Below are 25402 nucleotides of genomic sequence, written 5' to 3'. Positions count from 1 at the left end.
TTATGTTCCGCCTATGTTCCTATCGCAAGCGCTGCCGGTTCAGACGCCACTGATCCCGCGTCTGGCCCCACAGATTGACGGCGTGCTCATGGAAGGGCGGCGGCATGACGGCCGGTCCGCGATTGGTCGAGCCCAGCCGTTCCGCCACCTTCTCCGACGCCCGGTTGTCCGGGTCGATGCAATGGATGACGTCCGCCCAGTCCAGCACGTCGCAGGCGTAGTCCATGGTCGCGACGGCGGCCTCGATCGCATAGCCCTTGCCCGTGGCGTCGGGGTGCAGGCTCCAGCCCACCTCCCGACCCGGCCAGTCATAGGGATGCAGCGGCCCGATGCGGCCCATCCACAGGCCAGTCGCCTTCTCGATCACCGAAAACATGCCCTCGCCATGCAAGGCCCACATGCCCGCGACCGAGGCGATGGTCCGCCAGACCTGATGCTTCGACTGCGGCCCGCCGATGAAACGCGTCGTGGCCGGGTCGGCCTGAAACTCGGCCCAGCGCGGAAAATCATCCAGCGTCGGCGGACGCAGGAACAGGCGCTCGGTCTCCAGCGTGGGACCGAGAGGCGAAGCAGGGCGTTCGATCACAACAGATACTCGCGTTCCAGGGTGTAGACGCTGCCGTCGCCGGTCAGAACGCTGGAATAGAGGCCGAAGCGATCCACGCGGATCGGCGGCGACTTCAACAGGTTGTGCCCGGTGATCCAGGCGCCGATACGGTCCGGGTTCGCCTGGGGCTTCAAATAGGCCAGGGTGACGTGCGGGCGGTATTCGCGCTTCTCCGGCGGCACGCCCGCCCGTTCGCCCGCCGCGCGGCAACGCCCGGCCAGGACGTTCAGCGGCTCCGACCGGTCCAGCCCCGCCCACAGGGTGTGGCTGCGATGGGCGTCTCCGAAGGCGCCGACGCCGTTCAGGGTGACTTCGAACGCCCCTCCGCCCTCGGCCCGGGTCAGCTCCGACGCCAGATCGTCGGCCGTGCGCTCGGACGCCTCGCCATAGAAGGCCAGGGTGACGTGCAGGGCGTCCAGCGGCCGCCAGCGGGCGCCGGGCAGGCCGGACTGGCGCCGCGCCAGGGTCTCGGCGACGTCCTCGGGAATGGCGATGGCGGTGAACAGGCGCAACATGCGACCCTTGGTAGCGGGCGGAACCGGCGGCCGGAAGTCCGGTTTTTCTTGCATGGACGTCTCCGCGTCCCGATATTTGAGCCACGGGTCGGGATATTTCCGGCCACATGGGAGACTTCTTTCGCGATGAGCGATTTCAACAACGGCTATGCGCGCCCGCTTCCGCAGTCGGCGGACATGTCCGTCGACGCCGGCCTGCGCGCCTTCATGCTGGGCGTCTACAACAAGCTGGCGATCGGCCTGGTCGTCGCCGGCGCCCTGGCCTACGTCACCGGCAACGTTCCTGCGGTGCAGCAGCTGCTGTTCGCCCGCATGCCGGACGGTCGCGTCGGCCTGACGATGCTGGGCATGATCATCCAGTTCTCGCCGCTGGTCATGCTGTTCGGCTCCATGTTCTTCATGAAGAACCCGACGGCCCGGGGCGTGAACATGCTCTACTGGGCCGTGGTCGCCACCATCGGCGCCGGTCTGGGCGTGCTGTTCCTGCGCTATACGGGCGGTTCGCTGGCCTCGACCTTCTTCGTCACGGCCGCCGCCTTCGCGGGTCTGAGCCTGGTCGGCTACACGACCAAGAAGGACCTGAGCGGCATGGGCACCTTCCTGATCATGGGCGTGATCGGCCTGATCATCGCCTCGATCGTCAACATGTTCATGCAATCGGGCGTGATGTATCTGGTGATCTCGGGCGCGGGCGTGCTGATCTTCTCGGGTCTGATCGCCTATGACACCCAGCGCCTGAAGATGACCTACTACGCGCTCGGCGGCGACAAGAACGCCATGGGTGTGGCCACGGGCTTCGGCGCCCTGAGCCTGTTCATCAACTTCATCAACCTGTTCCAGTTCCTGCTGGCCTTCATGGGCAGCCGCGAATAGGGACTTTTTAAGTGCGCTATGGCTGTGACGCGGTCACGGCCGACTTGAGCGCAGCTTAGTCGGCCAAGACAGAATGGGGCCTCGACGGCAACGTCGGGGCCTTTTTCTTGACCGTGTCCACCTTAAGTGTCGGCGATTGCCTGCCCCCCGCTCATCCCGGCGGACGCCGGGACCCAGTGCTTTGGCTTCAGAGCTCCCGGCTCAGTGGTCAGGCTCAAGTTTGGCTTACTCACTGGGTCCCGGCGTCCGCCGGGATGAGCGGGAATGAAGGGGCTCCCCCTACTCCACCACCGTGAAGCGCCGGCTGTCGAAGACGCGCAGCACCTGGGCGAGGTCGCCGCCGCGCTTCAGCACATGGCCGCCCTCGCCGATCACCGCCCACTGCCCCTGTTTCAGGCGCAGCGCCGGGCGCTTCTCGATGCGGTAGAGCGGCGCGTCGCCGTGGCGACGAAAGACGGCGAACTCGGCGTGGTCCCTGCCTCCGGCCATGGCGTAGTCCCGCCATTCGCCCGCCGCCACCATGCGTCCATAAATCCGCAGCATCTGGTCCAGCTCGCGGCGGTCGAAGAAGACCGGCCCCGACGGGGAAGCGTCTTGCGGCTGCGCGTTCGAACTGTCGACGTCGAAGCTCATGGCTTCAACTTAGACCGCCTGCGGAGAAACGCCAGCTTCGCAGATTGAGCCCGAGCCGAGGTCTGGGCGCTTGTCACCCGCCGCGCGCCCGTCCAAAAGGCGGATCAAGTTCTAGATACGGAGACGAACCCATGGCGACGAGCGAAGGCTGGGACATGCCCACCGGAGACCTCATGAAGGGCAAGAAGGGCCTGATCATGGGGGTGGCCAACTCCAACTCCATCGCCTGGGGCATCGCCTCGCAGCTGGCCGCCCAGGGCGCCGAGCTGGCCTTCACCTATCTGGGCGAGGGTCTTGAGCGCCGCGTGCGCCCGCTGGCCGAAAGCGTCGGCGCCAAGCTGCTGATCCAGGCCGATGTCACCGACGACGCCTCGATGGACGCCGCCTTCGCCGAACTGGAGAAGGAATTCGGCACGATCGACTTCGTCGTCCACTCGGTGGCCTTCGCCAACAAGGACGAGTTGAAGGGCTCCTTCGTCGACAACACCACCCGCGACAGCTTCCTGCTGGCCATGAACATCTCGGCCTTCAGCTTCGTCGACGTGGCCAAGCGCTCGGCCAAGCTGATGCCCAACGGCGGCTCGATGATCACCCTGACCTATCTCGGCTCCGAGCGGGTCATTCCGAACTACAACACCATGGGCGTGGCCAAGGCCGCCCTGGAAGCGGCCACCCGCTACATCGCGCGCGACCTGGGGCCGAAGGGCATCCGCGTCAACGCCATCTCGGCAGGCGCCATGCGCACCCTGTCGCTGGCGGGCATTTCGGGCGGGCGCGGCCTGCACTCCAAGTCGGCGCAGTTCTCGCTGATCAAGGAAGAGACCTCGATGGAAGGCGTCGCCGGCGCCGCCCTATGGCTGTGCTCGGACCTGGGCCGCTCGACCACGGGCGAGGTCGTCCACGTCGACGCCGGTTTCCACGCCGTCGGCCTGCCGGACGACATGGAAGGCTGAGTCCTCGAGTGAGATCAGGAAAAGTTGCAGACTTTTCCGGTTCGATCTCACGCCGCCCTCAGCGGACCGCAGCGCCCCGGCAGCAGGCCTCGATGTTGTTGCCGTCGGGGTCCAGCACGAAGGCCCCGTAATAGTCCCCGGCCCCTTCGCGGGGGCCGGGCGCGCCGTTGTCGCGGCCGCCCGCCGCCAGGGCGGCCCGATGGAAGGCCTCGACCATGGCCTTGTCCCGCGCGACGAAGGCGACGTGCATCTGGTTCAACCCAGCGCGCGAACCCTCGACCCAATAGGACGGCCGCGTGGTCCCGATCCACAGATAGGGAATGGGCTGTTCGGCGCTGTGGCCGAACAGGAAGGACTCCGGCAGAATTACTGGCGGTCTGCAGGCCCAGAGCCTCCGCCACGGCGTCATAGAAGCGGCGGGCCGCCGTCAGGTCCGAAACGATGATCCCGGTGTGGTCCAGCATGACGACTCAAACGACGCCAGAACGGCGCCGTTCCCCTTTGCGAAGCGTTGCGGCGCAGCCTAAGCCATAGGGCATGAGCTCGTCCCGCCTGCCGCCTTCTCCCAGCATTGTGGCCGCCAGCTTCTCGGCCGCCGCCGTGGCGACCGTCGTCGGCTTCGGCGGGACCGTGGCCCTGGTGGTGCAGGCCGGCCAGGCCATGGGGGCGACGCCCGCCCAGATCATCTCCATGGTCACCGCCCTGTGCCTGGGCATCGGCCTGCCCGGCGCGGTGCTGAGCTGGCGGCTGAAGATGCCGGTCGTGCTGGCCTGGTCGACGCCGGGCGCGGCCCTGCTGGCCGCCTCGACGCTCGGCCTCGGCTGGTCGACGGCCGTGGGCGCCTTCGTGATCGCCGGGCTGATGATGGTGCTGACCGGGCTGGTTCCGGCGCTGGGGCGGCTGGCCGAGCGCATTCCGGCCGCCGTGGCCTCGGCCATGCTGGCGGGGGTGCTGCTGCCCTTCTGCCTCAAGCTGTTCCTAGTGTTCCCGACCGACCTGATGCTGGCGGCGGGGCTGCTGGTCGTCTTTCTTGTCATGCGGCGGCTGGCGCCCGCCTGGTCCCTGCCCGCCGTTCTGGTCGCCGCCTTCGCCGTTCTGGCCGTGCGCGGTCAGGTCGCCCTGCCCGAGGGGACCGGCCTGTTCGGCAATCTGTCGCCGGTCATGCCCGCCTTCGACTGGAAGGCGGCGGTCAGCCTGGCCCTGCCGCTCTATCTGGTGACGCTGGCGTCGCAGAACCTGCCCGGTCTGGTGGTGCTGAGGGCGGCCGGCTACGCGCCGCCCGCCGGCAAGCTGATCTTCTGGGGCGGGCTGACCAGCACGCTTCTGGCCCCGTTCGGAGCGCATGGCGTCAATCTGGCCGCCATCACCGCCGCCATCTGCACCGGGGCGGACGCCCACCCCGATGCGACGAAGCGCTGGACCGTGGGCGTGATCTACGGCCTGTTCTATCTGGTCGTCGCCCTGTTCGCCGCGCCGCTGGCGGGCCTGTTCATCGCCATGCCGACCGGGGCCCTGGCCGTCATCACCGGCCTGGCCCTGATCGCGCCCCTGACCGGATCGCTGGGGGCCATGATGGGCGAAGCCAAGGATCGCGAGGCGGCGGTGCTGACCTTCGCCGCCACCGCATCGGGCGCGGCCCTGTTCGGGGTCGGTTCGGCCTTCTGGGGCCTGGCCGTCGGCTTCCTGGCCCTGGCGGCGCGGCGCTGGATTCCCTCGCGCGGCTGAGCCGCTTCGCCGCCTTTTACATTTCACGCCCTTTACGGCCCGAGCGGGGCCGTGGCAGCCTCCGTTCCGGCCGACTGGCGGCCGTCAGAGCGAGGCGATCATGGCGCACAAGTTCGAAGTCTATCAGGACAAGGCGGGCGAGTTCCGCGTCCGGTTCAAGTACAACTCCGAGATCATCTTCTCGACCGAGGGCTATTCCGACAAGTCCGGCGCCAAGCGCGCCATCGAGTCCATCAAGAAATACGTGCCGGACGCTCCGACCGAAGAGATCTGAGCCTGCGCGGGGGCGCGGCGCATCGCCCGCCCCCGCAACTCTCGCCTTACGGCCGCGCCGGGATGTTCAGGCCCCGCTGCACGGCCGGGCGCGCCAGGCCGCGCGCCAGCCAGGCCGCGACGTGCGGGAAGTCGGCGTAGCCGACCAACTCGCCCGCGCCATAGTGTTCGACCAGATTGCGCACCCAGCCCAGAATGGCGATGTCGGCGATGGTGTAGTCGTCGCCCATGATCCAGGCGCGATCTTTCAGCCGCCCTTCCAGCACGCCCAGCAGGCGTCGTGATTCCGCGACGTAGCGATCGCGCGGACGTTTGTCCTCGAAGGCGCTGCCTGCGTATTTGTGGAAGAAGCCGACCTGGCCGAACATCGGGCCGATGGCCGCCATCTGGAAGAAGACCCACTGCAGGGTCTCATAGCGCGCCGCCGGATCGGTCGGCAGGAACCGCCCCGCCTTTTCGGCCAGATAGACCAGGATGGCGCCGGATTCGAACAGGGGCAGCGGCTTCCCGCCGGGCCCGTCCGGATCGATGATGGCCGGGATCTTGCCGTTGGGATTCAGCGACAGGAACTCCGGCGTCCAGGTCTCGTCCTTGCTGATGTCGACCAGATGGACCTCATAGGGCAGGCCCAGTTCCTCCAGCAGGATGGAGACCTTCACCCCGTTGGGAGTCGGCAGGGAATAGAGCTGAAGCCGATCCGGATGCTGCGGCGGAAACTGGCGGGTGACGGGAAAGGTGGACAGATCGGCCATGGAGCGCTCCAACAAGAAGTGTCCCGCTCATGTTGGAGGCGTCGCCGCCATCCGCAACCGCCCATGCGGCGAATGTCCGTGCGTCAGTCTTCGTCGCGCTCGCTGACTTCGGTCGGGCGGACGATGCGCAGCCAGCCCTCGCTGATGTGCAGCTGGGGCGCCGCCTCGCGGGTGAAGGGCAGGTACCAGGTCGGACCGCCCTCGGCCGGGGCGATCTCCAGCATGTCGTCGGCGCCGAAGTTCTGGACCGACTTCACCTTGCCCAGAACCACGTCGGCCGGATCGCGCCCCTCCAGGCCGATCAGGTCGGTCAGGTAGAACTCGTCTTCGTCAGGCTCAGGCAAGGCGTCGCGGGTGACGAACAGCTTCTGGCCGCGCCGGGCGTCGGCCTCTTCCTTCGTCGCGATCTCCTTGACCCGCGCCACCACCCCGGCCTTGTCCGGCCGCGCCGAAAGCAGGGTCAACACGGGCTTGCCGTCGGCGCCGAGCAGCGGCGAATAGCCGACCAGGGCCATGGCGTCGGCGGTATAGGCGCTGATCCGCACCTCGCCCTTCACGCCGAAGGCGCCGCCGATCTGGCCGACCAGGATCAGTCTGTCTTCGCTGCTCATGGCCGGGCTCCGTTTGCCGATGCGATGGGTCCAGATAGCAGAAAAGCAGCGCCCCGGAAGGACGCTGCTTTCCCGTCTCAACCGGCCGGAGCCGGATGAACAATAAGGCTTAGGCCTGCTCTTCGGTCGCCTCGGCGGCGACTTCAGCAGCGGGGGCTTCTTCAGCCGGAGCTTCTTCCACGGCCGGAGCGGCGGCGGCGGCGGCGGCGGCTTCAGCGGCCTCGGCCTTGGCGGCGGCTTCGGCTTCCAGGCGGTCGGCTTCGCGCTGGGCGCGCTCGGCGGCGCGTTCCTGGGCCTTCTTGCCCGGCTCGGCCTTCTTGGGGTTGTTGCCCTGGACCCACTTGACCTTCTGGCCCAGGGTCTCGTCCTGCGACAGGAAGCGAGCGACGCGGTCGGTCGGCTGGGCGCCCTTGGCCAGCCATTCGCCGATGCGCTCGACCTTCAGGACGACGCGCGGCTGGGCGCTGTCCTTCGGCAGCATCGGGTTGTAGCTGCCGACGCGCTCGATGAACTTGCCGTCGCGCGGGCTGTGCGAGTCAGCGATGACGATGTGGTAGTAGGGGCGCTTCTTGGCGCCGCCGCGGGCCAGACGAATCTTCAGCATTTTCAGTCTCTTTCTAGAAGGTCATTATTTCTTTTTGGGGAAGCCCGGCAGACCCGGAAGGCCCCCGGAAGTTGTCCGCCGCCCAGGCCCGCAAGGCGGTCCTGAATGGCTTTCATTTCATCGGCCGAGGGTTCCGGCATCTTGCCGCCGCCCAGGGCCTTCAGACGGTTCATGTCCGGACCGCCGCCGCCCATGCCGGGCAGGCCGCCCATCATGGAGGCCATCTTCTGCAGGTTCTTGCCGCCGCCCTTGGACAGCGACTTGACCATGTCGGCCATCTGCCGGTGCTGTTTCAGCAGGCGGTTGATGTCCTGAACCTCGACCCCGGCGCCCTTGGCCACGCGCTTCTTGCGGCTGGCGTTCAGCAGGTCCGGCTTCTTGCGCTCGGCCTTGGTCATGGAGTTGATGACGGCCAGCTGACGGTCGATCATCTTGTCCGAGACGTTGTTCTCGGCCATCTGGTTCTTCAGCTTGGCCACGCCGGGCAGCAGGCCCATGATGCCCTGAAGACCGCCCATCTTCTTCATCTGGTTCAGCTGGCCCGCCAGGTCGTCCAGATCGAACTGGCCCTTGGCCAGCTTGCGGGCCATCTTCTCGGCCTTGGCCTGGTCCAGCTCGCCCGCGGCCTTCTCGACCAGGGCGACGATGTCCCCCTGCCCCAGGATGCGGCCGGCGACGCGGCGGGCGTCGAAGACGTCCAGCGCATCGACCTTTTCGCCCGCGCCCAGATATTTGATCGGCAGGCCGGTGACGGCGCGCATCGACAGCATGGCGCCGCCGCGCCCGTCGCCGTCGGCGCGGGTCAGGATCAGGCCGGTCAGCGGCAGGCGCTCGTGGAAGGCGCTAGCGGTGCGCACCGCGTCCTGACCGGTCAGGCTGTCGGCGACCAGCAGGGTCTCGACCGGCTTGGCGATCTGGGCGACCTCGGCCACCTCATTCATCAGCCCTTCGTCCAGGGTGATGCGGCCGGCGGTGTCGAGGATCAGGACGTCGAAGCCCTGCAGCTTGGCCAACTGAAGCGCGCGGCGGGTGATCTGGACCGCGCTCTCGCCCGCCACGATCGGCAGGGTCGCGACCTCGATCTGCTGGCCCAGGGTGGCCAGCTGCTCCATGGCCGCCGGACGACGCGTGTCCAACGAGGCCATCATGACCTTCTTCTTGTCGAACTTCGACAGACGCAGGGCCAGCTTGGCCGAGGTCGTCGTCTTGCCCGAGCCCTGCAGACCGGCCATCAGCACGACGGCGGGCGGGGTCGCATTGGTGTTCAGCGGAACCGGCTCTTCGCCGCCCAGCATGTCGACCAGACCATCATAGACGATCTTGACCACCTGATCGGCGGGCTTGACCGCGCGAATGACTTCTTCGCCGGTCGCAGCCGTCTTGGCGCGGGCGATGAAGTCCTTGACCACCGGCAGGGCGACGTCGGCCTCGAGCAGGGCGACGCGGACCTCGCGCAGGGCCTCCTCGACATCCTTTTCGGACAGGGCGCCGCGGCCGGTGATCCGGTCGAAGACGCCTGTCAGCCGCTCGTTCAGAGCCTCGAACATTCAAACCCTTTCATGCGCCTGGGCCTTCGCCTCCGTGAGAAACGCCCATAGACGGGCGACCTCTGCGAACGATCACGTCGACAGAGGCCCTCTCCCGCCTCGTCCTGAAGAAAATCAGGGGTCGTGCGGGTGGAGGCGCAGGTTCAATTGCGCCGGAAGTCGCGGCTTATGGCGGAAAAGCAAGGCGATGTCGACTCCGTTTCTCCGTCGAAACGCCACCACACAAAGGGTTTCTGCGTTGCAGCATGGACTGGCGCGCTCGGATTCCGCTGATACGGTTCCGCTTCCGGCCTCCCCGCTGAGAGACATCCATGACCCAGACTTCCGAATTTCCTCACGACCGCCTCCGCGCGGAGGTCCGGCTTCTGGGCGCCTTGCTGGGCGAGGTGATCCGCGACGAGGGCGGACAGGCTCTCTACGACCGCATCGAAGCGGTGCGCCAGGCGTCGGTCGCCTATCACCGCGACCCGGCCTCGGACGACGCCTCGGAGCTGGAGCGTCTGCTGGGCGAGCTGTCGCTGGATCAGGCCATCGGCCTGACGCACGGTTTCGCCGCCTTCTCCCTGCTGGCCAATGTCGCCGAGGACCGAGCAGGCAAGCGCCGCGCCCAGGCGCAGGCCGAGGCCGGCCAACGGGCCGACACGCCCGAGGGCGTGCTCAAGCGCCTGGCCGACGCGGGCGTCGGTCTGGACGCCGTGCGCGACCTGCTGGCCCAGGCCCTGATTTCGCCGGTGCTGACCGCCCATCCGTCCGAGGTGCGCCGCAAGAGCGTGCTGGACCGCACGGCGACGGTCGGCGAACTGCTGGACGGCTGCGACCGCGACGGCGTGGCCTGCGACGCCAAAACCCTGAAGGAAGCGCTGCGCCGCCAGATCGTCATCCTGTGGGCCACGCGGCTGACCCGCGCCTCGGCCCTGGTGGTGCAGGACGAGATCGACACCGTGGTCGACTGGCTGCAGCGCATCTTCCTGCACGTCGCCCCGGCCCAGTTGGCCGAGTGGCGCAAGCTGCTGGACGCGCCGGACCTGGCGCCCTTCCTGCGCATCGGCTCCTGGGTCGGCGGCGACCGCGACGGCAACCCGAACGTCGACGCCGACACCCTGCGCGCCGCCTTCCGCAGCCAGGCCCGCGCCGCGCTCGGCTTCTATCTGGACGAGGTGCACGCCCTGGGCGCCGAGCTCAGCCTGTCCATCGACCTGACCCGCGTCACGCCCGAACTGGCCGCCCTGGCGCAAGGGTCCGGCGACGCCTCCATCCAGCGGGCGGACGAACCCTATCGACTGGCGCTCAGTCAGATCTACGCCCGGCTATCGGCGGCCTATCCGGGGCTGACCGGCGAACCGACGCCGCGTCCTGCCCGTTTCCTCGCCCCGCCCTACGACGGCCCTGACGCCTTCCGCGCCGATCTGAACATCCTGCACGACAGTCTGCTGCGGACCCACGGCGCCGTCTTCGCCGACGACCGGCTGGCGCGGCTGATCACGGCGGCGGACGTATTCGGCTTCCACATGGCGACGTTGGACCTGCGCCAGAACTCGGACGTGCATCAGCGCGTGGTCGCCGACCTGCTGAAGACAGCCGGCGTCTGCCCCGACTACGCCGCCCTGGACGAGGCCGAACGGCTGGCCGTGCTGGCGCGCGAACTGGCCAGCCCCCGCCCCCTGTTCTCGCCTTACGCCGACTATGCGGCCGAGACGCTGAAGGAGCGCGCCATCCTTCAAGCCGCCGCCGAGGCCCTTTCGACCTTCGGCCCGCAGGCGATCCGCACCCACATCGTCTCCAAGACCGACGCCGCCTCGGACATGCTGGAGGTCTATCTGCTGCTCAAGGAAGTCGGCCTCTACGACCCGGCCAAGCCTTCCGCCTGCCCCATCCAGGCCGCGCCCCTGTTCGAGACCATCGACGACCTGCGCGCCGCCCGCGCCACGCTGGAGCGCGTCCTCGCCGAGCCGTCCGCCCGCGCCGTGGCCGAGGCGCGAGGCGTACAGGAGGTGATGATCGGCTATTCGGATTCCAACAAGGACGGCTCCTACCTGACCTCGGGCTGGGAGCTGCACGAGGCCTCTCGCGCCCTGCTGGAGGTCACCCGCGCGGCCGGGGTCCGGCTGCAGTTGTTCCACGGGCGGGGCGGGGCGGTCGGGCGCGGCGGCGGCTCGGCCTTCTCGGCCGTGCTGGGCCAGCCGGCGGGCACGGTGGCCGGCCGCATCCGCGTCACCGAACAGGGCGAGGTCATCGCCAATAAATACGGCGAGCCGGAGGTGGCCCAACGCAACCTGGACGCCCTGACCTGCGGGACCCTGCTGGCCTCGCTGGGACCGCAGTCGGACGGGGGCTATAGCGTGCGTTACGGCGAGACGGCGGCGCGCCTGTCGGCGGCTTCGATGCAGGCCTATCGCGCCCTGGTCTATGAGACGCCCGGCTTCGTCGACTATTTCCGCGCCGCCACCCCCATCGCCGAGATCGCCGACCTGAAGATCGGCTCGCGTCCGGCCAGCCGCACCGCCTCGCCCGCCATCGAGGACCTGCGCGCCATTCCCTGGGTGTTCAGCTGGTCGCAGTCGCGCGTCATGCTGCCCGGCTGGTACGGCTTCGGCGCGGCGGTCCAGGGCGAGGACCCCGCCGAACTGCGCGCCATGGCCGAGACCTGGCCCTTCTTCCGCACCGTGGTGCAGAACATGGAGATGGTGATGGCCAAGGCCGACATGGCCATCGCCCGCCGCTACGCCGGACTGGTCCCCGACCCCGCCCTGGCCGAACGCATCTACGCCGCCATCCGCGCCGAGTGGGACCGCACCGTGGCCGCCGTCCTGTCGATCACCGGCCAGGGCGCCCTGCTGGGCGGCCAGCCCGAGCTCAGCCGCCTGATCCGCCAGCGAATGCCCTATGTCGAGCCGTTGAACCATGTGCAGATCGAGCTGATCCGCCGCCGCCGGGCGGGCGACGACGACCCGCGCGTCAGCAACGGCATCCTCCTGGCCATCAACGGCGTGGCGGCGGGCCTTCGAAACAGCGGCTGATCACAGCCACCGCGTCCGCTTGAAGGTGACGTACAGGCCGATGCAGATGGCGACGATCAAGGCCAGCACGGCCGGATAGCCATAGGTCCAGCGCAGCTCGGGCATGTGCTCGAAATTCATGCCGTAGATGCCCGCCACCGCCGTCGGCGTCGCCAGGATGGCGGCCCAAGCGGCCAGCTTGCGGGTGATGACGCCCTGGCGTTGCTGCTCCAGCAGGTTCGACACCTCGAACACCGAGGCCAGGATGTCGCGCAGGGCCGCCGCCCGGCTGGCGACGCGACGCACATGGTCGGCCACATCGCGGAAATAGGGCCGAACCTCACGGTCGATGCAGGGCAGGTCCAGCGACTGCAGCTTGACGCAGACCTCCTCCATCGGCCCCAGAACCCGGCTGAACTTCACCAGTTCGCGGCGCAGCTGGAACAGGCGGGTGATGTCGTCGCGCGCCAGGAAGCTGTCCAGCGCGACCTGCTCCATCTCCAGCACCTTGTCCTCAACGGCGTCGATGATCGGGATGTAGCCGTCGACGATGAAGTCCAGCACCCCGTGCAGGATGAAGTCCGGCCCGTGCTTCAGCTGATGCGGCGAGGCCTCCAACTGGGCGCGCAACTGGGTGTGGGCGCGCGCCGATCCGTGGCGGATGGTGATGACGTAGTTGGGTCCGACGAAGACGTGGGTCTCGCCGTACAGGATGCGGTCGCCCTTGGCCTGGGCCGTGCGGGCGACGATGAACAGCTCGGAGCCATAGACTTCCAGCTTGGGGATCTGATGCGCCGTCAGGGCGTCCTCGACCGCCAGGGGGTGCAGATGGAAGCGTCGGACCAGGACGTCGAACTCCTCGTCCGACGGCTCATGCAGGCCGATCCAGAGATACTCCCCCTCGCCCAGGGCCAGGCCCTGATCCGTCAGCGGCGCCGCGCGCACCCGCTTGCCATCCTTGTAGACATAGGAGGCGACGACGCTCATGGGCTCTCCTTCCTGGTGGGCCGCGATCAGAAGGCTCCGCCTTGGCGGCTTCGCGCCGCCCTTCGGGTCTCGACCCGACGCGGCCCGTGACTCTTCCAAGCCTTAGCATGGACGCGGTCGCCGTCGAGGCCTCCCCCTCCTTCGTCATCCTCGGGTCAAGCCCCGGCAACGAAAAGGGCTCGGCAAGTCACCCCGCCGAGCCCCTTCAGCTTTATCACCTAACGAGCCTCAAGCAGCCCGAAGGGCGATAGGCCCCCTTAAGACACCGGGAAGCCGCGCACCTTCAGCAGGGCCGCCACGTCCGGGTTGCGGCCGCGGAACTGGCGATAGGCGTCGCCGCGATCCGTGGTGTTGCCCGGCGCCAGCATGATCGACTTGAAGCGGCCGGCGATATCCGGATTGAAGACGTCGCCCGACTCCTCGAAGTAGGCCCAGGTGTCGGCGTCCATCGTCTCCGACCACAGGTAGGAGTAGTAGCCGGCCGAATAGGCGTCGGAGGTGAACAGGTGGTTGAACTGCGGCAGGCGGTGCCGCATCACCATCTCCTTGGGCATGCCGAAGCGCGCCAGCGAAGCCTTTTCGAAGCCGTCGATGTCGGTCGGCGGCGTCGCCTGGGTGTGCAGGTCCATGTCGACCAGGGCCGACGACAGATAGCTGACGGTCGCATAGCCCTGGTTGAAGGTCTGCGACGCCTCGATCTTGTCGACCAGGGCCTGCGGCATCGGCTGGCCCGTCTCGACGTGCTTCATGTAGCCGTCCAGGATCGGGCGGGTCAGCACCCAGTGCTCGTGCACCTGAGACGGATATTCCACGAAGTCGCGCGGCGTGTTGCCGAACGACGGATAGGTCACGTTCGAGCTGAAATAGTGCAGGGCGTGGCCGAACTCGTGGAACAGGGTCTCGGCGTCGTCCAGCGAGATCAGCAGGGGCTGGCCTTCGGGCGCCTTGACGAAGTTGTTGTTGTTCGAGGCCAGGATCGGCTGGGACCCCGTCAGGGCCGAGAACGACCGATAGGTGGTCATCCAGGCGCCCGAGCGCTTGCCCGGACGGGCGAAGTCGTCGGCGTAGTAGAGGCCGATCAGCTTGCCGGTGGCCTTGTCGGTGACCTCATAGGTGGTCACGTCCGGCTCGAAGGTCGAGACCTGGCCCTTGGGCAGTTGCTTGAAGACGAAGCCGTACAGGCGCTCGGCCATGTAGAAGGAGGCCGCGCGCACGGCGTGCAGCTCGAAATAGGGCTTCAGCTCGTTCTGATCGAGGTCGTACTTCGCCTTGCGGACCTTCTCGGCGAAATACAGATAGTCCCACGGCTCGATGTCGTGGCCGGCGATCGCCTTCATGTCGGCGACTTCCTCGGCGACGCGGGCCTTGGCCGGGGCCCAGACGCGCTGCATCAGGTCCATGGCTGCGGCCGGGGTCTTGGCCATGGTGTCCTGCATCCGCCATTCGGCGTGGTTCTTGAACCCCAGCAGCTTGGCGCGCTGGTCGCGCAGGGCGACGATGCGGACGATGGTCGCCTTGGTGTCGTTGGCGTCGCCGTTGTCGCCGCGCATGACGAATTTGCGCCAGACCTGTTCGCGCAGGGCGCGGTCGTCGGCGAAGGTCAGGAAGGGATCAACGCTGGAGCGGGTGTTGAGGATGGCCCAGCCCTGGACATTGCGCGAACGCGCTGCGGCGGCCGCGGCGGCCTTGTTCGAGTCCGGCAGCCCCCTCAAACCGGCTTCGTTCGCGATCACCGTCCAGGTGTTCTCGTCGGCCACGACCTTCTGGCCGAAGCTGGTGAAGGCGTTCGACAGTTCGGTGTTGATGCGGCCCAGTTCGGCCTTGCCGGCGGCGTCCAGGGCGGCGCCGTTGCGCACGAAGCGGTCGCGGCTGCGCTCGGCGAGACGCGTCTGCTGGGCGTTCAGGCCGTCGTTGTCGGCGCCGTCGGCCACAGCCTTGATGCGCTGGAACAGCTTGTCGTTGAAGGTGATCTCGTCGGACGCCGCCGACAGGATCGGCGACAGCTCGGTCTCGAGCACATCCCACTCGTCGCCGCCGATGTTCGACGTCATGACGCTGAAGATGTTCATCGCGCGATCCAGAGGCTCGCCGACCAGCTCCATCGCCGCCAGGGTGTTGGCGAAGGTCGGGCCCTCGGGGTTGTTCGCGATCGCGGCCACGTCGGCGCGTTGCAGTTCGATGCCTTCCAGGATGGCTTCGCGCATCTTGGGCGCCGTCACCTTGTCCCACGGCGGCACGCCGTCATAGGGGCCGGTCCAGGGCTGCAGCAGTTCGGCGCGCGGCGCGCTGGTCGGCAGGACCGCGCGGGCGATGCGGGCCTCATCGGCGGTCGTCAGGGCGGCGACGGCGCCGCTCACGGCGTTCTCCACGGCCCCGGCCGAGGCGCAGCCCGACAGGGCGAAGAGGCTCGCGCCCCCGATGAGAAGATGGCGTCTGTGCATCCAGGTCTCCCAACCATTGCTGTTTCGCACGTCCTTCGGCGCAAGGGCCTCTGACGTCGCATAAATCCGGTTTAGTCCTAAGTATTGGACGACGAAACCCCGCGAGGCTAAAGGCCGCTGCATGGCGATAGGCGTTTTCGACTCCGGCGTGGGGGGCCTGACGGTCCACCGCGAACTCACGACCCGCTTTCCGACGCGGGACTTCATCTATCTGGGCGATCAGGCCCATGCTCCCTATGGCGGACGCGGCGGCGAGGACATCGTCGCGCTGACCCGCGCCGGGTGCGAGCGCCTGTTCGAGGCCGGCGCCTCGGTGGTGATCCTGGCCTGCAACACCGCCTCGGCCATCGCCCTTCGCCGCCTGCAGCAGACCTGGATTCCGGGGATGCGCGAAAAGCTGGGCCGGCCGGTCAACATCCTGGGCATCATCGTCCCGACCATCGAGGCGGCCACCGGCCTGCCCTGGTCGTTCGAGGCCGAGCGCGAAAGCCGCCTGGAGGGCGAGAAGAAGGAGGCGATCGACATCACCGGCGTCTTCTGCACCGCCGCCACCGCCATGAGCCGCGTCTATGAGATCGAGATCGACAAGCGCCGCGACGACCTGGCCGTCTTCACCGAAGCCTGCCCCGGCCTGGCGGGCCTGATCGAACTGGGCGCCCCGGCCGAGGAGCTGAAGGTGGTGGTCGACGACCACGTCGACGCCCTGCGCCGCCGCATCGGCCGCCACCCGGACAAGGCCATCCTGGGCTGCACCCACTATGAGATCGTGGCCGACCTGTTCGCCCAGGCCCTGCCGCCCGGCGTCCAGGTCATCAGCCAGCCCGCCGCCGTGGCCGATTCGCTGGAGCGTTATTTCGACCGCCATCCGGAATACGACCTGGGCGCGTCGGCGCGCCGCGACTTCCTGACCACCGGAACGCCCGGTCCGCAGTCGGACCTGGTCGCCCAGTTCTGGGGCGCGCCCCTGACGTTCGATCAGGCCTAGCCGCAACTCGGTCGCCATAGGGAGCAAGACCTACGGCTCCGCCCGCGTCCCGGTCCGACGCTGGCCGAAGGTCGGCGCCCGCTCCTTCTGCTGCGCCCAATAGGCCGGACCGTCGTCCGGCTTGAACATGGTGCGCGGCACGCCGTTGCCGTCCACCACGGCGAAGGTGTTGGTCGACGCCTGATAGAAGAGGGTGTCACCGTTCGGCCGTTTGACCGTTTCGGTCCCGCGCGGCGCGTTGTCGGTGAAGGCCCTCACCTTCTGCAGATAGTCGTCGGCCGACCGGGCTCCGAAGGCCGCGCCGTTCCGTTCATACAGACGCTGCACCTTGGCGTCGGCGGTCTCGCGGCGGTTGGCGGTGACCGTCGGCTTGGCCGGCTCGGGCGGCGAGACGTCGGCCTCCGCCGACGCCGCCGTCGCTGACAGGCCGACCGGCTCGGCCGCGCCCCTCTCCCGCGTCTCGACCGCAGAGCCGCCGTTGTCGCATCCGACCAGAACCACAACCGTCGCGGCCAGCGCCGCCGTCACTCGCATCCGCATGGAAATTCCTCCCGAACACCCAGAGAACGCAGTTAGGCACAAGATTTTTGTTCCGACAATGTTCCATTTACATCGCCGTCAGCGAGGCGGCTTTGTCTCGACGCCGTCACGCGGCGCGGCTACAGATTCCGCCATGACCGCACTCTCGCTTTCCGGCCGCAAGGTCCTGCTGATCATCGGCGGCGGCATCGCCGCCTATAAGGCGCTGGAGCTGATCCGCCTGCTCAGGAAGGCGGACGCCGAGGTGATGACCGTCCTGACCAAGGCCGGCGCCGAGTTCGTCACCCCCATGTCCTTGGCGGCCCTGACCGGCCACCCGGTGCGGCAGGACCTGTTCATGCCGGAAGACGAGACCGCCATGGGCCATATCGAGCTGTCGCGCTGGGCCGACCTGGTGGTGGTGGCGCCCGCCACGGCCGGGCTGATCGCCAAGGCGGCCAACGGCATGGCCGACGATCTGGCCTCGACCACGCTTCTGGCCACGGACAAGAAGGTGCTGCTGGCCCCGGCGATGAACGTGCGGATGTGGCTGCATCCCGCCGTCCAGGCCAATGTCGAGCGGCTGAAAGGTTTCGACGGCTTTCACGGCATGGCCGTGGTCGGGCCGGACGACGGGATCATGGCCTGCGGCGAGTTCGGGCCGGGCCGCATGGCCGAGCCGCCGATCATCCTCGACGCGATCACGCGTCTGCTGGCCGGGCCGGACGGACGGCCGCTGCAGGGCAGGACCGCCGTCGTCACCGCCGGACCGACTTTCGAACCCATCGACCCGGTCCGCGGCCTGACCAACCGCTCCAGCGGCAAGCAGGGCTACGCCGTAGCCGCCGCCCTGGCCGAGCTGGGGGCCGAGGTGACGCTGATCTCCGGCCCGGTGGCGCTGGACGCGCCTGTCGGCGTGAACCGCGTCTGGGTCGAGGCCGCGACCGAGATGAAGGCCGCCGTCGAGGCCGCTCTTCCTGCGGATATCGCCGTGATGACCGCCGCCGTCGCCGACTGGCGCGTGGACGGCGTGGCCTCGGGCAAGATCAAGAAGGCGCCGGGCGGCCCGCCGTCCCTGGCCCTGATCGAGAACCCCGACATCCTGGCCGGCGTCTCCGCCCCCGGGCCGCGCCGCCCTAAACTGGTGGTCGGCTTCGCCGCCGAGACCAGCGACCTGGAAGCGAACGCCCGCGCCAAACTGTCGAAGAAGGGCTGCGACTGGATCGTCGGCAACGACGTCTCGGACGAGGTCTTCGGCTCGGACGGCAACGCCGTGACCCTGTTCACCCAGGGCGGCGCCGAACCCTGGCCCCGCCAGTCCAAGACCGAGGTGGCGCGCAAGCTGGCCCTGCGCATCGCCGATCACTTCAAGGCTTAAGAGAGACCCTCCCCGTCATGACCACCGTCCGCGTCGAACGCCTGCCCCACGCCGAAGGCCTGCCCCTGCCGGCCTATGAGACTCCCGGCTCGGCCGGCATGGACCTGCGCGCCGCCATCGCCGAGGGCGAGAGCGTGGTGCTGGAGCCCGGCCAGCGCCGGCTGATCCCTACGGGGCTGAAGATCGCCCTGGAGCCCGGCTATGAGGCCCAGGTGCGTCCGCGCTCGGGCCTGGCGCTGAAACACGGCATCTCGGCGCCCAATTCGCCGGGCACAATCGACAGCGACTATCGCGGCGAGGTCGGGGTCATCCTGATCAACCACGGCGAACTGCCGTTCGAGATCAAGCGCGGCGACCGCATCGCTCAAATGGTCATCGCCCGCTACGAGCAGGCCCGGATGGTCGAGGTCGAGGCCGTGGACGAAACCACGCGCGGCGCTGGGGGATTCGGCTCAACCGGACGTTGATGAAACCATCACTTTCGCACCTGTAGATAATCATCTAGCGTCGCCGTCATGAACACGCTGGACCAGCTCGTCTATTGCAGCCGCTCGCGACTGGCCCCGGACGACGAACGGGCTGCGGTTCTCGACATCGTGCATGTCGCGGCGTTCCTGAACGCGCGCAACGGCATCACAGGCGCGCTGACCTTGCAGGACGGAGTGTTCGTCCAGCTTCTCGAAGGCTCGCCCAGCGCGCTCGACATCCTCATGCTGCATCTGCATTTCGACGAGCGGCATGAGGACATCGAGATCGTGGCGCGCGGCCGCATCGAGCGACGCGCCTTCCCTGCCTGGGGCATGACGGCTCCAACGCCAGGCCCATGCGGCGTGCTCAGCCGCCTGATCGCAGAGCGGCCCGACGACCTGACCGCCTGGCGCGAGGCCATGGACGCCCTACTGACCGAACCGGCCTGACAGCACTCAAATCGCGCTTAAGCAGCGAGCCGCCGCGCGGCGAGCGATAGCGCGGGCGCGTCAGCGCCTCCAGGCATTATGCCTGACGGAAGCCCAGCACGTCCTGCATGTCGTAGAGGCCCGGGCGACGGTTGCGCACCCAGGCGGCGGCGGCCACGGCGCCCTTGGCGAACAGGCTGCGGTCCATGGCGGAATGCGACAGGGTCAGCATCTCGTCTTCCGAAGCGAACATGACGGTGTGCTCGCCGATCACCCCGCCGGCGCGCAGGGAGGCGAAACCGATCTTGCCCGGCTCCCGGGCGCCGGTGATGCCGTCATAGGGGGCGCTGCGCAGCTCCTCCAGATCGCGGCCCCGACCGTTGGCGGCCGCCTCGCCCAGCATCAGGGCCGTGCCCGAGGGGGCGTCGACCTTGCGCCGGTGATGGGTCTCCAGCACCTCGATGTCCCAGTCGCGGGCGTCCAGCCGCAGGGCTGCGTGCTCGACCAGGCCGATCAGGATGTTCACCCCCAGCGAGAAGTTGCCGCTCATGACGATGGCGATCCTGTCGGCCGCCGCCTCGATCTCGGCCTCCTGCTCCGGCGTCAGGCCGGTGGAGCCGATGACCAGGGCCGGCCCGCCCGCCTCGGCGCAGGCGCGCGCCAGAGCCACCGAGGCCTCGGGCGTCGAGAAGTCGATGATGACGTCGCACAGCTTCAGGTCGACGGTCTCGCCGCGATCGAAACGGGCGGCGACCACCACATCCTCGCGGGCGTCCAGGACTTGCGAAACGGCGCGGCCCATGCGGCCCCGGGCGCCGGAGATGCCGGCGTGGAAGATGTCGCTCACGCGGTCTCTTTCGGATTATCGGCGTCGCCGCCCAGGATGTCGGCCCAGAAACGCTTGGCCTTGCCGGCGAAGCTGGTGTTGCGCGGGGTCTGGGTCTCGCCCAGCGACGCCGCCAGTTCGGTCAGCAGCTCCTTCTGGCGCGCGGTCAGCTCGGTCGGCGTCTCGACGAACAGTTCGACCACCAGGTCGCCGCGCCCGCGACCGTTCAGGTGCGGCATGCCCTTGCCCTTGATGCGGACGGTTTTGCCGGTCTGGGCGCCGGCGGGCACCTCGACCGGGGCCTTGCACTTGCCGTCGCAGGCGTCGGAGATCAGGCAGGGAGCGTCCACGACGCCGCCCAGGGCCGCCACCGTCATCGGCACCGGCACCGTGACCAGCAGGTCCAGGTTGTCGCGCTCGAACAGCTCATGGGGCTGCACCGACAGGAAGACATAGAGGTCGCCGCGCGGCCCGCCGCGCTGGCCCGCCTCGCCCTCGCCCGACAGGCGGATGCGCGAACCGTCGTCGACGCCCGCCGGAACCTTGAGGCTGAGCTTGCGGGTCTTGCGGACCTGGCCGTGGCCCCGGCAGGTGGTGCAGGGGTCGGCGATCATCTCGCCCGAGCCGCCGCAGCGGGGGCAGGTGCGCTCGACCTGGAAGAAGCCGTTGGCCTGGCGCACGCGCCCGGCGCCGCCGCAGGTGTTGCAGATGGTCGGCTTGGTGCCCGCCTTGGCGCCCGAGCCGTCGCAGACCTCGCAGGACATCAGGGTCGGGATGGCGATCTCGACCTCGGCGCCCTGATAGGCCTGCTCCAGGGTGATCTCGAGATCGTAGCGCAGGTCCGAGCCGCGGCGCGGCCCGTGGTTCTGGCGTCCGCCGCCGCCCCGGCCGCCGAAGGCGTCCCCGAAGGCGTCGCCGAAGACCTGGGAGAAGATGTCGTTGATGTCGTGGAAGCCGGCGCCGCCCTGGCCGAAGGGATTGCCCCCGCCCGCGCCGCCGCCGTTCACGCCCGCATGGCCGAAACGATCATAGGCCGCGCGCTTCTGGTCGTCGGACAGGACAGTGTAGGCCTCGGAGATCTCCTTGAAACGGGCCACGGACTCTTCGGAGCCGCCGTTGCGGTCCGGGTGGTGCTCCATCGCCAGCTTGCGATAGGCGCTCTTGAGCGCGGCCGCATCGACCGTCCGCTCGACCCCCAGAATCTCGTAATAGTCACGTTGCGCCATCAGGCGTTCGTCCTCTTACTTCCCGCCGCTTCAGGCCTCTCTTGCAGCGGAGGCGCTCCGTTCGCGGATGACCGACGGCCTGCCTGATGACATGGGCGCCCGGTCGAATGATGCAAGTTTCATGAAACGGCCCCGCCTGCCGTCTGGCAAGCGGGGCCGAACATCCGTCAGACGCCGGTTCAGGCGTCCTTCTTCTCGTCCGTGTCCGAGACTTCCTCGAACTCGGCGTCGACCACGCCGTCGTCGGCCGGTTGGCCTTCGGCGCCGTCGGCGTCGCCCTGCTGGGCGGCGTACATCGCCTCGCCCAGCTTCATCGAAGCCTGAGCCAGGGTGTTGGTCTTCTCGCGGATGGCCTCGGGCTCCGTGCCTTCACGGGCCGACTTCAGGTCGTCCAGAGCCGACTGGATAGTCGTCTTGGTCGCCTCGTCGATCTTGTCGCCGTGCTCGGACAAGGCCTTCTCGGTCGAGTGGATCAGGCTGTCGGCGCCGTTCTGGGCCTCGACCAGTTCCTTGCGGGCCTTGTCGGCCGCGGCGTTGGCCTCGGCTTCCTTGACCATCTTGTCGATGTCCGCGTCCGACAGGCCGCCGTTGGCCTGAATGCGGATCGACTGCTCCTTGTTGGTCGCCTTGTCCTTGGCGGTGACGTGGACGATGCCGTTGGCGTCGATGTCGAAGGCGACCTCGATCTGCGGCATGCCGCGCGGCGCCGGCGGAATGCCCATCAGGTCGAACTGACCCAGCACCTTGTTGTCAGCGGCCATAGGACGCTCGCCCTGGAAGACGCGGATCGTCACGGCCGACTGATTGTCGTCAGCGGTCGAGAAGGTCTGGGCCTTCTTGGTCGGGATGGTCGTGTTGCGCTCGATCAGCGGGGTGAACACGCCGCCCAGGGTCTCGATGCCCAGGGTCAGCGGGGTCACGTCCAGAAGCAGCACGTCCTTGACGTCGCCTTGCAGCACGCCCGCCTGAACGGCGGCGCCCAGGGCCACGACCTCGTCCGGGTTCACGCCCTTGTGCGGCTCCTTGCCGAAGAATTTCTTCACGGCTTCCTGCACGGCGGGCATGCGGGTCATGCCGCCGACCAGAACCACTTCATCGATATCCGCCGCCTTCAGGCCGGCGTCGGCCAGGGCCTTCTTGCACGGCTCGATGGTGCGGGCGACCAGGTCCTCGACCAGGGCTTCCAGCTTGGCGCGCGACAGCTTGATGTTCAGGTGCAGCGGGCCCGACTGGTTCATGGTGATGAACGGCAGGTTGACCTCGTACTGGGTGGTCGAGGACAGTTCCTTCTTGGCCTTTTCGGCCTCTTCCTTCAGGCGCTGCAGGGCCAGCTTGTCCTGGCGCAGGTCGACGCCCTGCTCCTTCTTGAACTCGTCGGCCAGGTAGTCGACCAGGCGCAGGTCGAAGTCCTCGCCGCCCAGGAAGGTGTCGCCGTTGGTCGACTTCACCTCGAAGACGCCGTCGCCGATCTCCAGGATGGAGACGTCGAAGGTGCCGCCGCCCAGGTCATAGACGGCGATCTTCTGACCGTCGTTCTTCTCCAGCCCATAGGCCAGGGCCGCCGCAGTCGGCTCGTTGATGATGCGCAGGACTTCCAGACCGGCGATCTTGCCGGCGTCCTTGGTCGCCTGACGCTGGGCGTCGTTGAAATAGGCGGGAACGGTGATGACGGCCTGGGTGACCTTGTCGCCCAGATAGGCCTCGGCGGCCTCCTTCATCTTGCCCAGGGTGAAGGCCGAGACCTGCTGGGGCGAATAGTCCTTGCCGTGGGCCTGGACCCAGGCGTCGCCGGTCGGGCCCTTGACGATCTCGAAGGGCACCATGCCCTTGTCCTTGGCCACCACCGGGTCGTCATAGTTGCGGCCGATCAGGCGCTTGATGGCGAAGAAGGTGTTGGCGGGGTTGGTCACCGCCTGACGGCGCGCCGGCTGGCCGACGAGGATTTCGCCGCCGTCCTGAATGGCGACCACCGACGGGGTGGTGCGGGCGCCTTCGGCGTTCTCGATGACCTTGGGGTTCTTGCCGTCCATGACGGCGACGCACGAGTTGGTCGTGCCGAGGTCGATGCCGATGATCTTGGCCATGGGCTTGTCTTTTTCACTCCTTGCGGCGGGCGATGCGGCGGCCTCGTAACATCAAGCGCCGCGCGTGACCGCCCCCAGTTGGGCTTTTGAGATTGTGCCTCGCCGGACGACGCCCGGTTCGGCGGTGGATGGGGTCGGCGGACAAACCCCTAACGAAAAGGGGGTTATCGCCGGATTGGCTCGGATATGGGAAAGACCGCAGGGGCTGCAAGGCCTTCCGCCCGGTTCCGCACCGATTCCGCGCCTTATGGCGGACAAGACGGCGCGGCGCCGCTAAATTCGGCCGATGTTCCCGCCAAACGATCCGCAAGCGTCCAAAGAAAGACCGAGGGAAGCCCCGACCGCCCTGCCCGGGTTTCGCCTGTGGCCCGGCCTGCTGGACGGCGCAGAACAGGCCGCATTGCTGGCCGAGGTGCGGCAGGGGCTGGAGACGGCGCCCCTCTATCGCCCGCTCACCCCGGGCGGGCGGCCCTTTTCGGTGCGGATGAGCAATTTCGGCGCCCTGGGCTGGGTGTCGGACCGTCAGGGCTATCGCTACCAGCCGACCCACCCGGCGACCGGCGCGCCGTGGCCCGCCATTCCGGCCCGGCTGTTGAGCCTGTGGGACGCCCTGACCGGCTGGCCGGGCCCGCCCGACGCCTGCCTGGTCAACCTCTATCAGGACGCGGCGAAGATGGGCCTGCACCAGGACCGGGACGAGCGCGACCTGACGGCGCCGGTGCTGTCGATCTCCCTGGGCGACACGGCGGTGTTCCGCATCGGCCCGGCCGAAGGCGGCGCGACCGCCAGCGTGCGCCTGGCCTCCGGCGACGTCTGCGCCCTGACCGGCCCGGCGCGGCTGGCGCGCCACGGGATCGACCGGCTGCTGACCGGTTCGTCGCGGCTGCTGCCCGGCGGCGGGCGGGTCAACCTGACGCTGCGGGTCGCGGGCTGACGAGGGCCGGTTGGCCGGAAAGACTCGACGGGACGGGGAAAGCCGAGGCACTGTCGTCGCTTCCACAGCGCCGACCCGGAGACCCGAGATGACCCTGATCACCCGGCCCGAGGGCCTGAGCCTCGACCAGATCGCCCCCAGCCGCCGCAGCCTGGGCGTGGCGACGGCGGGCGGGCTGTTCTTCGCCGCCTACGCCCCCGCCGCCCTCAGCCAGTCGGCCCAGCCCATCGCCACCGACGCGGCGGGCCTGATCGCGCAGGACGCTGCCTATCCGGCGCCCGACGGCTTCGCCCTGCCCGCCTATGTCGCCCGGCCCGAAGGCGCCGGCCCCTTCCCCATCGTCATCGTCGTGTCCGAGATCTTCGGCGTGCACGAATACATCCGCGACGTCTGCCGCCGTCTGGCCAAGGCGGGTTATGCGGCGATCGCGCCCGCCTTCTTCGTCCGCGTCCAGGATCCCGCCCCGCTCAGCGACATGCAGGCGATCCAGCGCATCGTCGCCGCCGCCGGCTACGACCAGGTGATGGGCGACATCGGCGCTACGCTGGACTGGATCGGCGCCCAGTCCTGGGCCAAGGCCGACAAGGTCGGGATCACCGGCTTCTGCTGGGGCGGCAAGGTGGTGTGGCAGGCCATGGCCCGCTTCCCGACGCTGGACGCCGGGGTCGCCTGGTACGGCCGCCTGTCCCCCGCCGCCAACGCCACCGAAGAACAGAAGACGGCGGGCCGCCCCTGGCCCATCGACCTGGCGGGCGAACTCAAGGCGCCGGTGCTGGGCCTTTACGGCGGCCAGGACGGCGGCATTCCCAATGATACGGTCAAGGCGATGACCGACGCCCTGGCCGCGGCGGGCCGTACCGACAGCCAGATCATCCTCTATGACGACGCCCCGCACGGCTTCCACGCCGACTATCGCGCCTCCTATCGCGAGGCGGACGCGAAGGACGGCTGGCGACGGTTGCTCGAACTGTTCGGCTCGAGATTGAAGAGCTGACCTCTCCACCCGCTCACCCCGGCGTCCGCCGGGGCCCAGTCCT

At 68.4% G+C, this 25402-nt stretch carries 24 protein-coding genes and 1 pseudogene; 11 read left to right on the top strand and 14 right to left on the bottom strand.

All coding sequences use genetic code 11. From position 1 onward, the window contains the following. Window positions 1-19 precede the first annotated feature (19 nt). Window positions 20-586, bottom strand: a complete 567-nt coding sequence (locus AC52GN_RS16105) for a GNAT family N-acetyltransferase (protein ID WP_496527736.1) — start codon at window positions 584-586, stop codon at window positions 20-22. Next, window positions 583-1122, bottom strand: a complete 540-nt coding sequence (gene thpR, locus AC52GN_RS16100; RefSeq protein ID WP_496528826.1) for an RNA 2',3'-cyclic phosphodiesterase — start codon at window positions 1120-1122, stop codon at window positions 583-585. The genes AC52GN_RS16105 and thpR overlap by 4 nt, the downstream gene beginning before the upstream one ends. A gap of 126 nt (window positions 1123-1248) precedes the next feature. On the opposite strand from thpR, the gene AC52GN_RS16095 reads away from it, so the two are divergent. Next, window positions 1249-1995, top strand: a complete 747-nt coding sequence (locus AC52GN_RS16095) for a Bax inhibitor-1/YccA family protein (RefSeq protein WP_346485503.1) — start codon at window positions 1249-1251, stop codon at window positions 1993-1995. Between the two features lie 279 nt (window positions 1996-2274). Here AC52GN_RS16095 and AC52GN_RS16090 read toward each other — a convergent pair whose 3' ends face one another. Next, window positions 2275-2628, bottom strand: coding sequence for a DUF2794 domain-containing protein (locus tag AC52GN_RS16090; RefSeq protein WP_496527735.1), 354 nt, complete (start codon window positions 2626-2628; stop codon window positions 2275-2277). Window positions 2629-2783: 155 nt separating this feature from the next. On the opposite strand from AC52GN_RS16090, the gene AC52GN_RS16085 reads away from it, so the two are divergent. Beyond that, window positions 2784-3581, top strand: coding sequence for an enoyl-ACP reductase FabI (locus tag AC52GN_RS16085; RefSeq protein ID WP_291781187.1), 798 nt, complete (start codon window positions 2784-2786; stop codon window positions 3579-3581). Between the two features lie 58 nt (window positions 3582-3639). On the opposite strand, the gene AC52GN_RS16080 is transcribed toward AC52GN_RS16085, so the two are convergent. Then, window positions 3640-3990, bottom strand: coding sequence for a VOC family protein (locus AC52GN_RS16080; protein WP_496527734.1), 351 nt, complete (start codon window positions 3988-3990; stop codon window positions 3640-3642). 128 nt (window positions 3991-4118) lie between these two features. Between AC52GN_RS16080 and AC52GN_RS16075 the strand changes: the two genes are divergently transcribed. Next, window positions 4119-5306, top strand: coding sequence for a benzoate/H(+) symporter BenE family transporter (locus AC52GN_RS16075; protein WP_496527733.1), 1188 nt, complete (start codon window positions 4119-4121; stop codon window positions 5304-5306). A gap of 100 nt (window positions 5307-5406) precedes the next feature. Further along, window positions 5407-5580 (top strand): YegP family protein, encoded by a 174-nt coding sequence (locus AC52GN_RS16070; protein WP_286952237.1) that lies wholly within the window; start codon window positions 5407-5409, stop codon window positions 5578-5580. Between the two features lie 46 nt (window positions 5581-5626). Here AC52GN_RS16070 and AC52GN_RS16065 read toward each other — a convergent pair whose 3' ends face one another. From AC52GN_RS16065 to ffh, 4 genes and pseudogenes are all read right to left on the bottom strand, one after another. Continuing rightward, the gene (locus tag AC52GN_RS16065; RefSeq protein WP_496527732.1) at window positions 5627-6331 is read right to left on the bottom strand and encodes a glutathione S-transferase N-terminal domain-containing protein; all 705 of its coding nucleotides are present in this window, start codon (window positions 6329-6331) and stop codon (window positions 5627-5629) included. An 83-nt stretch (window positions 6332-6414) separates the two neighbouring features. After that, entirely contained in the window at window positions 6415-6942 is a 528-nt protein-coding gene (gene rimM / locus AC52GN_RS16060) for a ribosome maturation factor RimM (RefSeq protein WP_496527731.1), read from the bottom strand. A 109-nt stretch (window positions 6943-7051) separates the two neighbouring features. Further along, window positions 7052-7546 carry a 30S ribosomal protein S16 gene (gene rpsP, locus AC52GN_RS16055; protein WP_291780095.1) on the bottom strand — a complete coding sequence of 165 codons (495 nt, stop codon included), beginning with the start codon at window positions 7544-7546 and terminating at the stop codon, window positions 7052-7054. Between the two features lie 24 nt (window positions 7547-7570). Continuing rightward, window positions 7571-9093, bottom strand: a pseudogene (gene ffh, locus AC52GN_RS16050) (signal recognition particle protein). 311 nt (window positions 9094-9404) lie between these two features. On the opposite strand from ffh, the gene ppc reads away from it, so the two are divergent. Continuing rightward, window positions 9405-12110, top strand: coding sequence for a phosphoenolpyruvate carboxylase (gene ppc / locus AC52GN_RS16045; RefSeq protein WP_496527730.1), 2706 nt, complete (start codon window positions 9405-9407; stop codon window positions 12108-12110). Here ppc and AC52GN_RS16040 read toward each other — a convergent pair whose 3' ends face one another. Together AC52GN_RS16040 and AC52GN_RS16035 are read right to left on the bottom strand one after the other, a co-directional pair. Then, entirely contained in the window at window positions 12111-13076 is a 966-nt protein-coding gene (locus AC52GN_RS16040) for a magnesium and cobalt transport protein CorA (protein ID WP_496527729.1), read from the bottom strand. It abuts the gene before it with no gap. 257 nt (window positions 13077-13333) lie between these two features. Then, window positions 13334-15517, bottom strand: coding sequence for a M3 family metallopeptidase (locus tag AC52GN_RS16035; protein WP_496527728.1), 2184 nt, complete (start codon window positions 15515-15517; stop codon window positions 13334-13336). Between the two features lie 121 nt (window positions 15518-15638). Between AC52GN_RS16035 and AC52GN_RS16030 the strand changes: the two genes are divergently transcribed. Continuing rightward, the gene (locus tag AC52GN_RS16030) at window positions 15639-16502 is read left to right on the top strand and encodes a glutamate racemase (RefSeq protein ID WP_312219277.1); all 864 of its coding nucleotides are present in this window, start codon (window positions 15639-15641) and stop codon (window positions 16500-16502) included. 30 nt (window positions 16503-16532) lie between these two features. Here AC52GN_RS16030 and AC52GN_RS16025 read toward each other — a convergent pair whose 3' ends face one another. Next, window positions 16533-17042, bottom strand: a complete 510-nt coding sequence (locus AC52GN_RS16025; RefSeq protein ID WP_346485486.1) for an S-type pyocin family protein — start codon at window positions 17040-17042, stop codon at window positions 16533-16535. A gap of 133 nt (window positions 17043-17175) precedes the next feature. On the opposite strand from AC52GN_RS16025, the gene coaBC reads away from it, so the two are divergent. From coaBC to AC52GN_RS16010, 3 genes are read left to right on the top strand one after another with little or no spacing between them, the layout of a single operon-like run. Next, a complete protein-coding gene (coaBC, locus tag AC52GN_RS16020) occupies window positions 17176-18399 on the top strand; it encodes a bifunctional phosphopantothenoylcysteine decarboxylase/phosphopantothenate--cysteine ligase CoaBC (RefSeq protein ID WP_496527727.1) in 1224 nt (407 codons plus the stop codon). A gap of 17 nt (window positions 18400-18416) precedes the next feature. Beyond that, window positions 18417-18866 (top strand): dUTP diphosphatase, encoded by a 450-nt coding sequence (gene dut, locus AC52GN_RS16015; RefSeq protein ID WP_291780119.1) that lies wholly within the window; start codon window positions 18417-18419, stop codon window positions 18864-18866. Between the two features lie 48 nt (window positions 18867-18914). Next, complete coding sequence (locus tag AC52GN_RS16010; protein WP_496527726.1) at window positions 18915-19316, top strand: BLUF domain-containing protein; 402 nt, start codon at window positions 18915-18917, stop codon at window positions 19314-19316. A 76-nt stretch (window positions 19317-19392) separates the two neighbouring features. Here the strand turns inward: AC52GN_RS16010 and dapB are convergent, their stop codons facing one another. The 3 genes from dapB to dnaK form a co-directional block, all read right to left on the bottom strand. After that, complete coding sequence (gene dapB / locus AC52GN_RS16005; protein ID WP_291780125.1) at window positions 19393-20142, bottom strand: 4-hydroxy-tetrahydrodipicolinate reductase; 750 nt, start codon at window positions 20140-20142, stop codon at window positions 19393-19395. After that, window positions 20139-21347, bottom strand: coding sequence for a molecular chaperone DnaJ (gene dnaJ, locus AC52GN_RS16000; protein ID WP_291780128.1), 1209 nt, complete (start codon window positions 21345-21347; stop codon window positions 20139-20141). The genes dapB and dnaJ overlap by 4 nt, the downstream gene beginning before the upstream one ends. A gap of 179 nt (window positions 21348-21526) precedes the next feature. Further along, entirely contained in the window at window positions 21527-23431 is a 1905-nt protein-coding gene (dnaK, locus tag AC52GN_RS15995; protein ID WP_291780131.1) for a molecular chaperone DnaK, read from the bottom strand. Window positions 23432-23717: 286 nt separating this feature from the next. Here dnaK and AC52GN_RS15990 point away from each other — a divergent pair, with 286 nt between their 5' ends. After that, complete coding sequence (locus AC52GN_RS15990; protein ID WP_346519161.1) at window positions 23718-24365, top strand: alpha-ketoglutarate-dependent dioxygenase AlkB; 648 nt, start codon at window positions 23718-23720, stop codon at window positions 24363-24365. An 88-nt stretch (window positions 24366-24453) separates the two neighbouring features. Further along, window positions 24454-25359, top strand: coding sequence for a dienelactone hydrolase family protein (locus tag AC52GN_RS15985; protein WP_496527725.1), 906 nt, complete (start codon window positions 24454-24456; stop codon window positions 25357-25359). The last annotated feature ends 43 nt before the right edge of the window (window positions 25360-25402 follow it).

This window comes from Brevundimonas sp. SS2672 (assembly GCF_059579685.1).
This window is presented reverse-complemented; position numbering and strand designations above follow the sequence as displayed.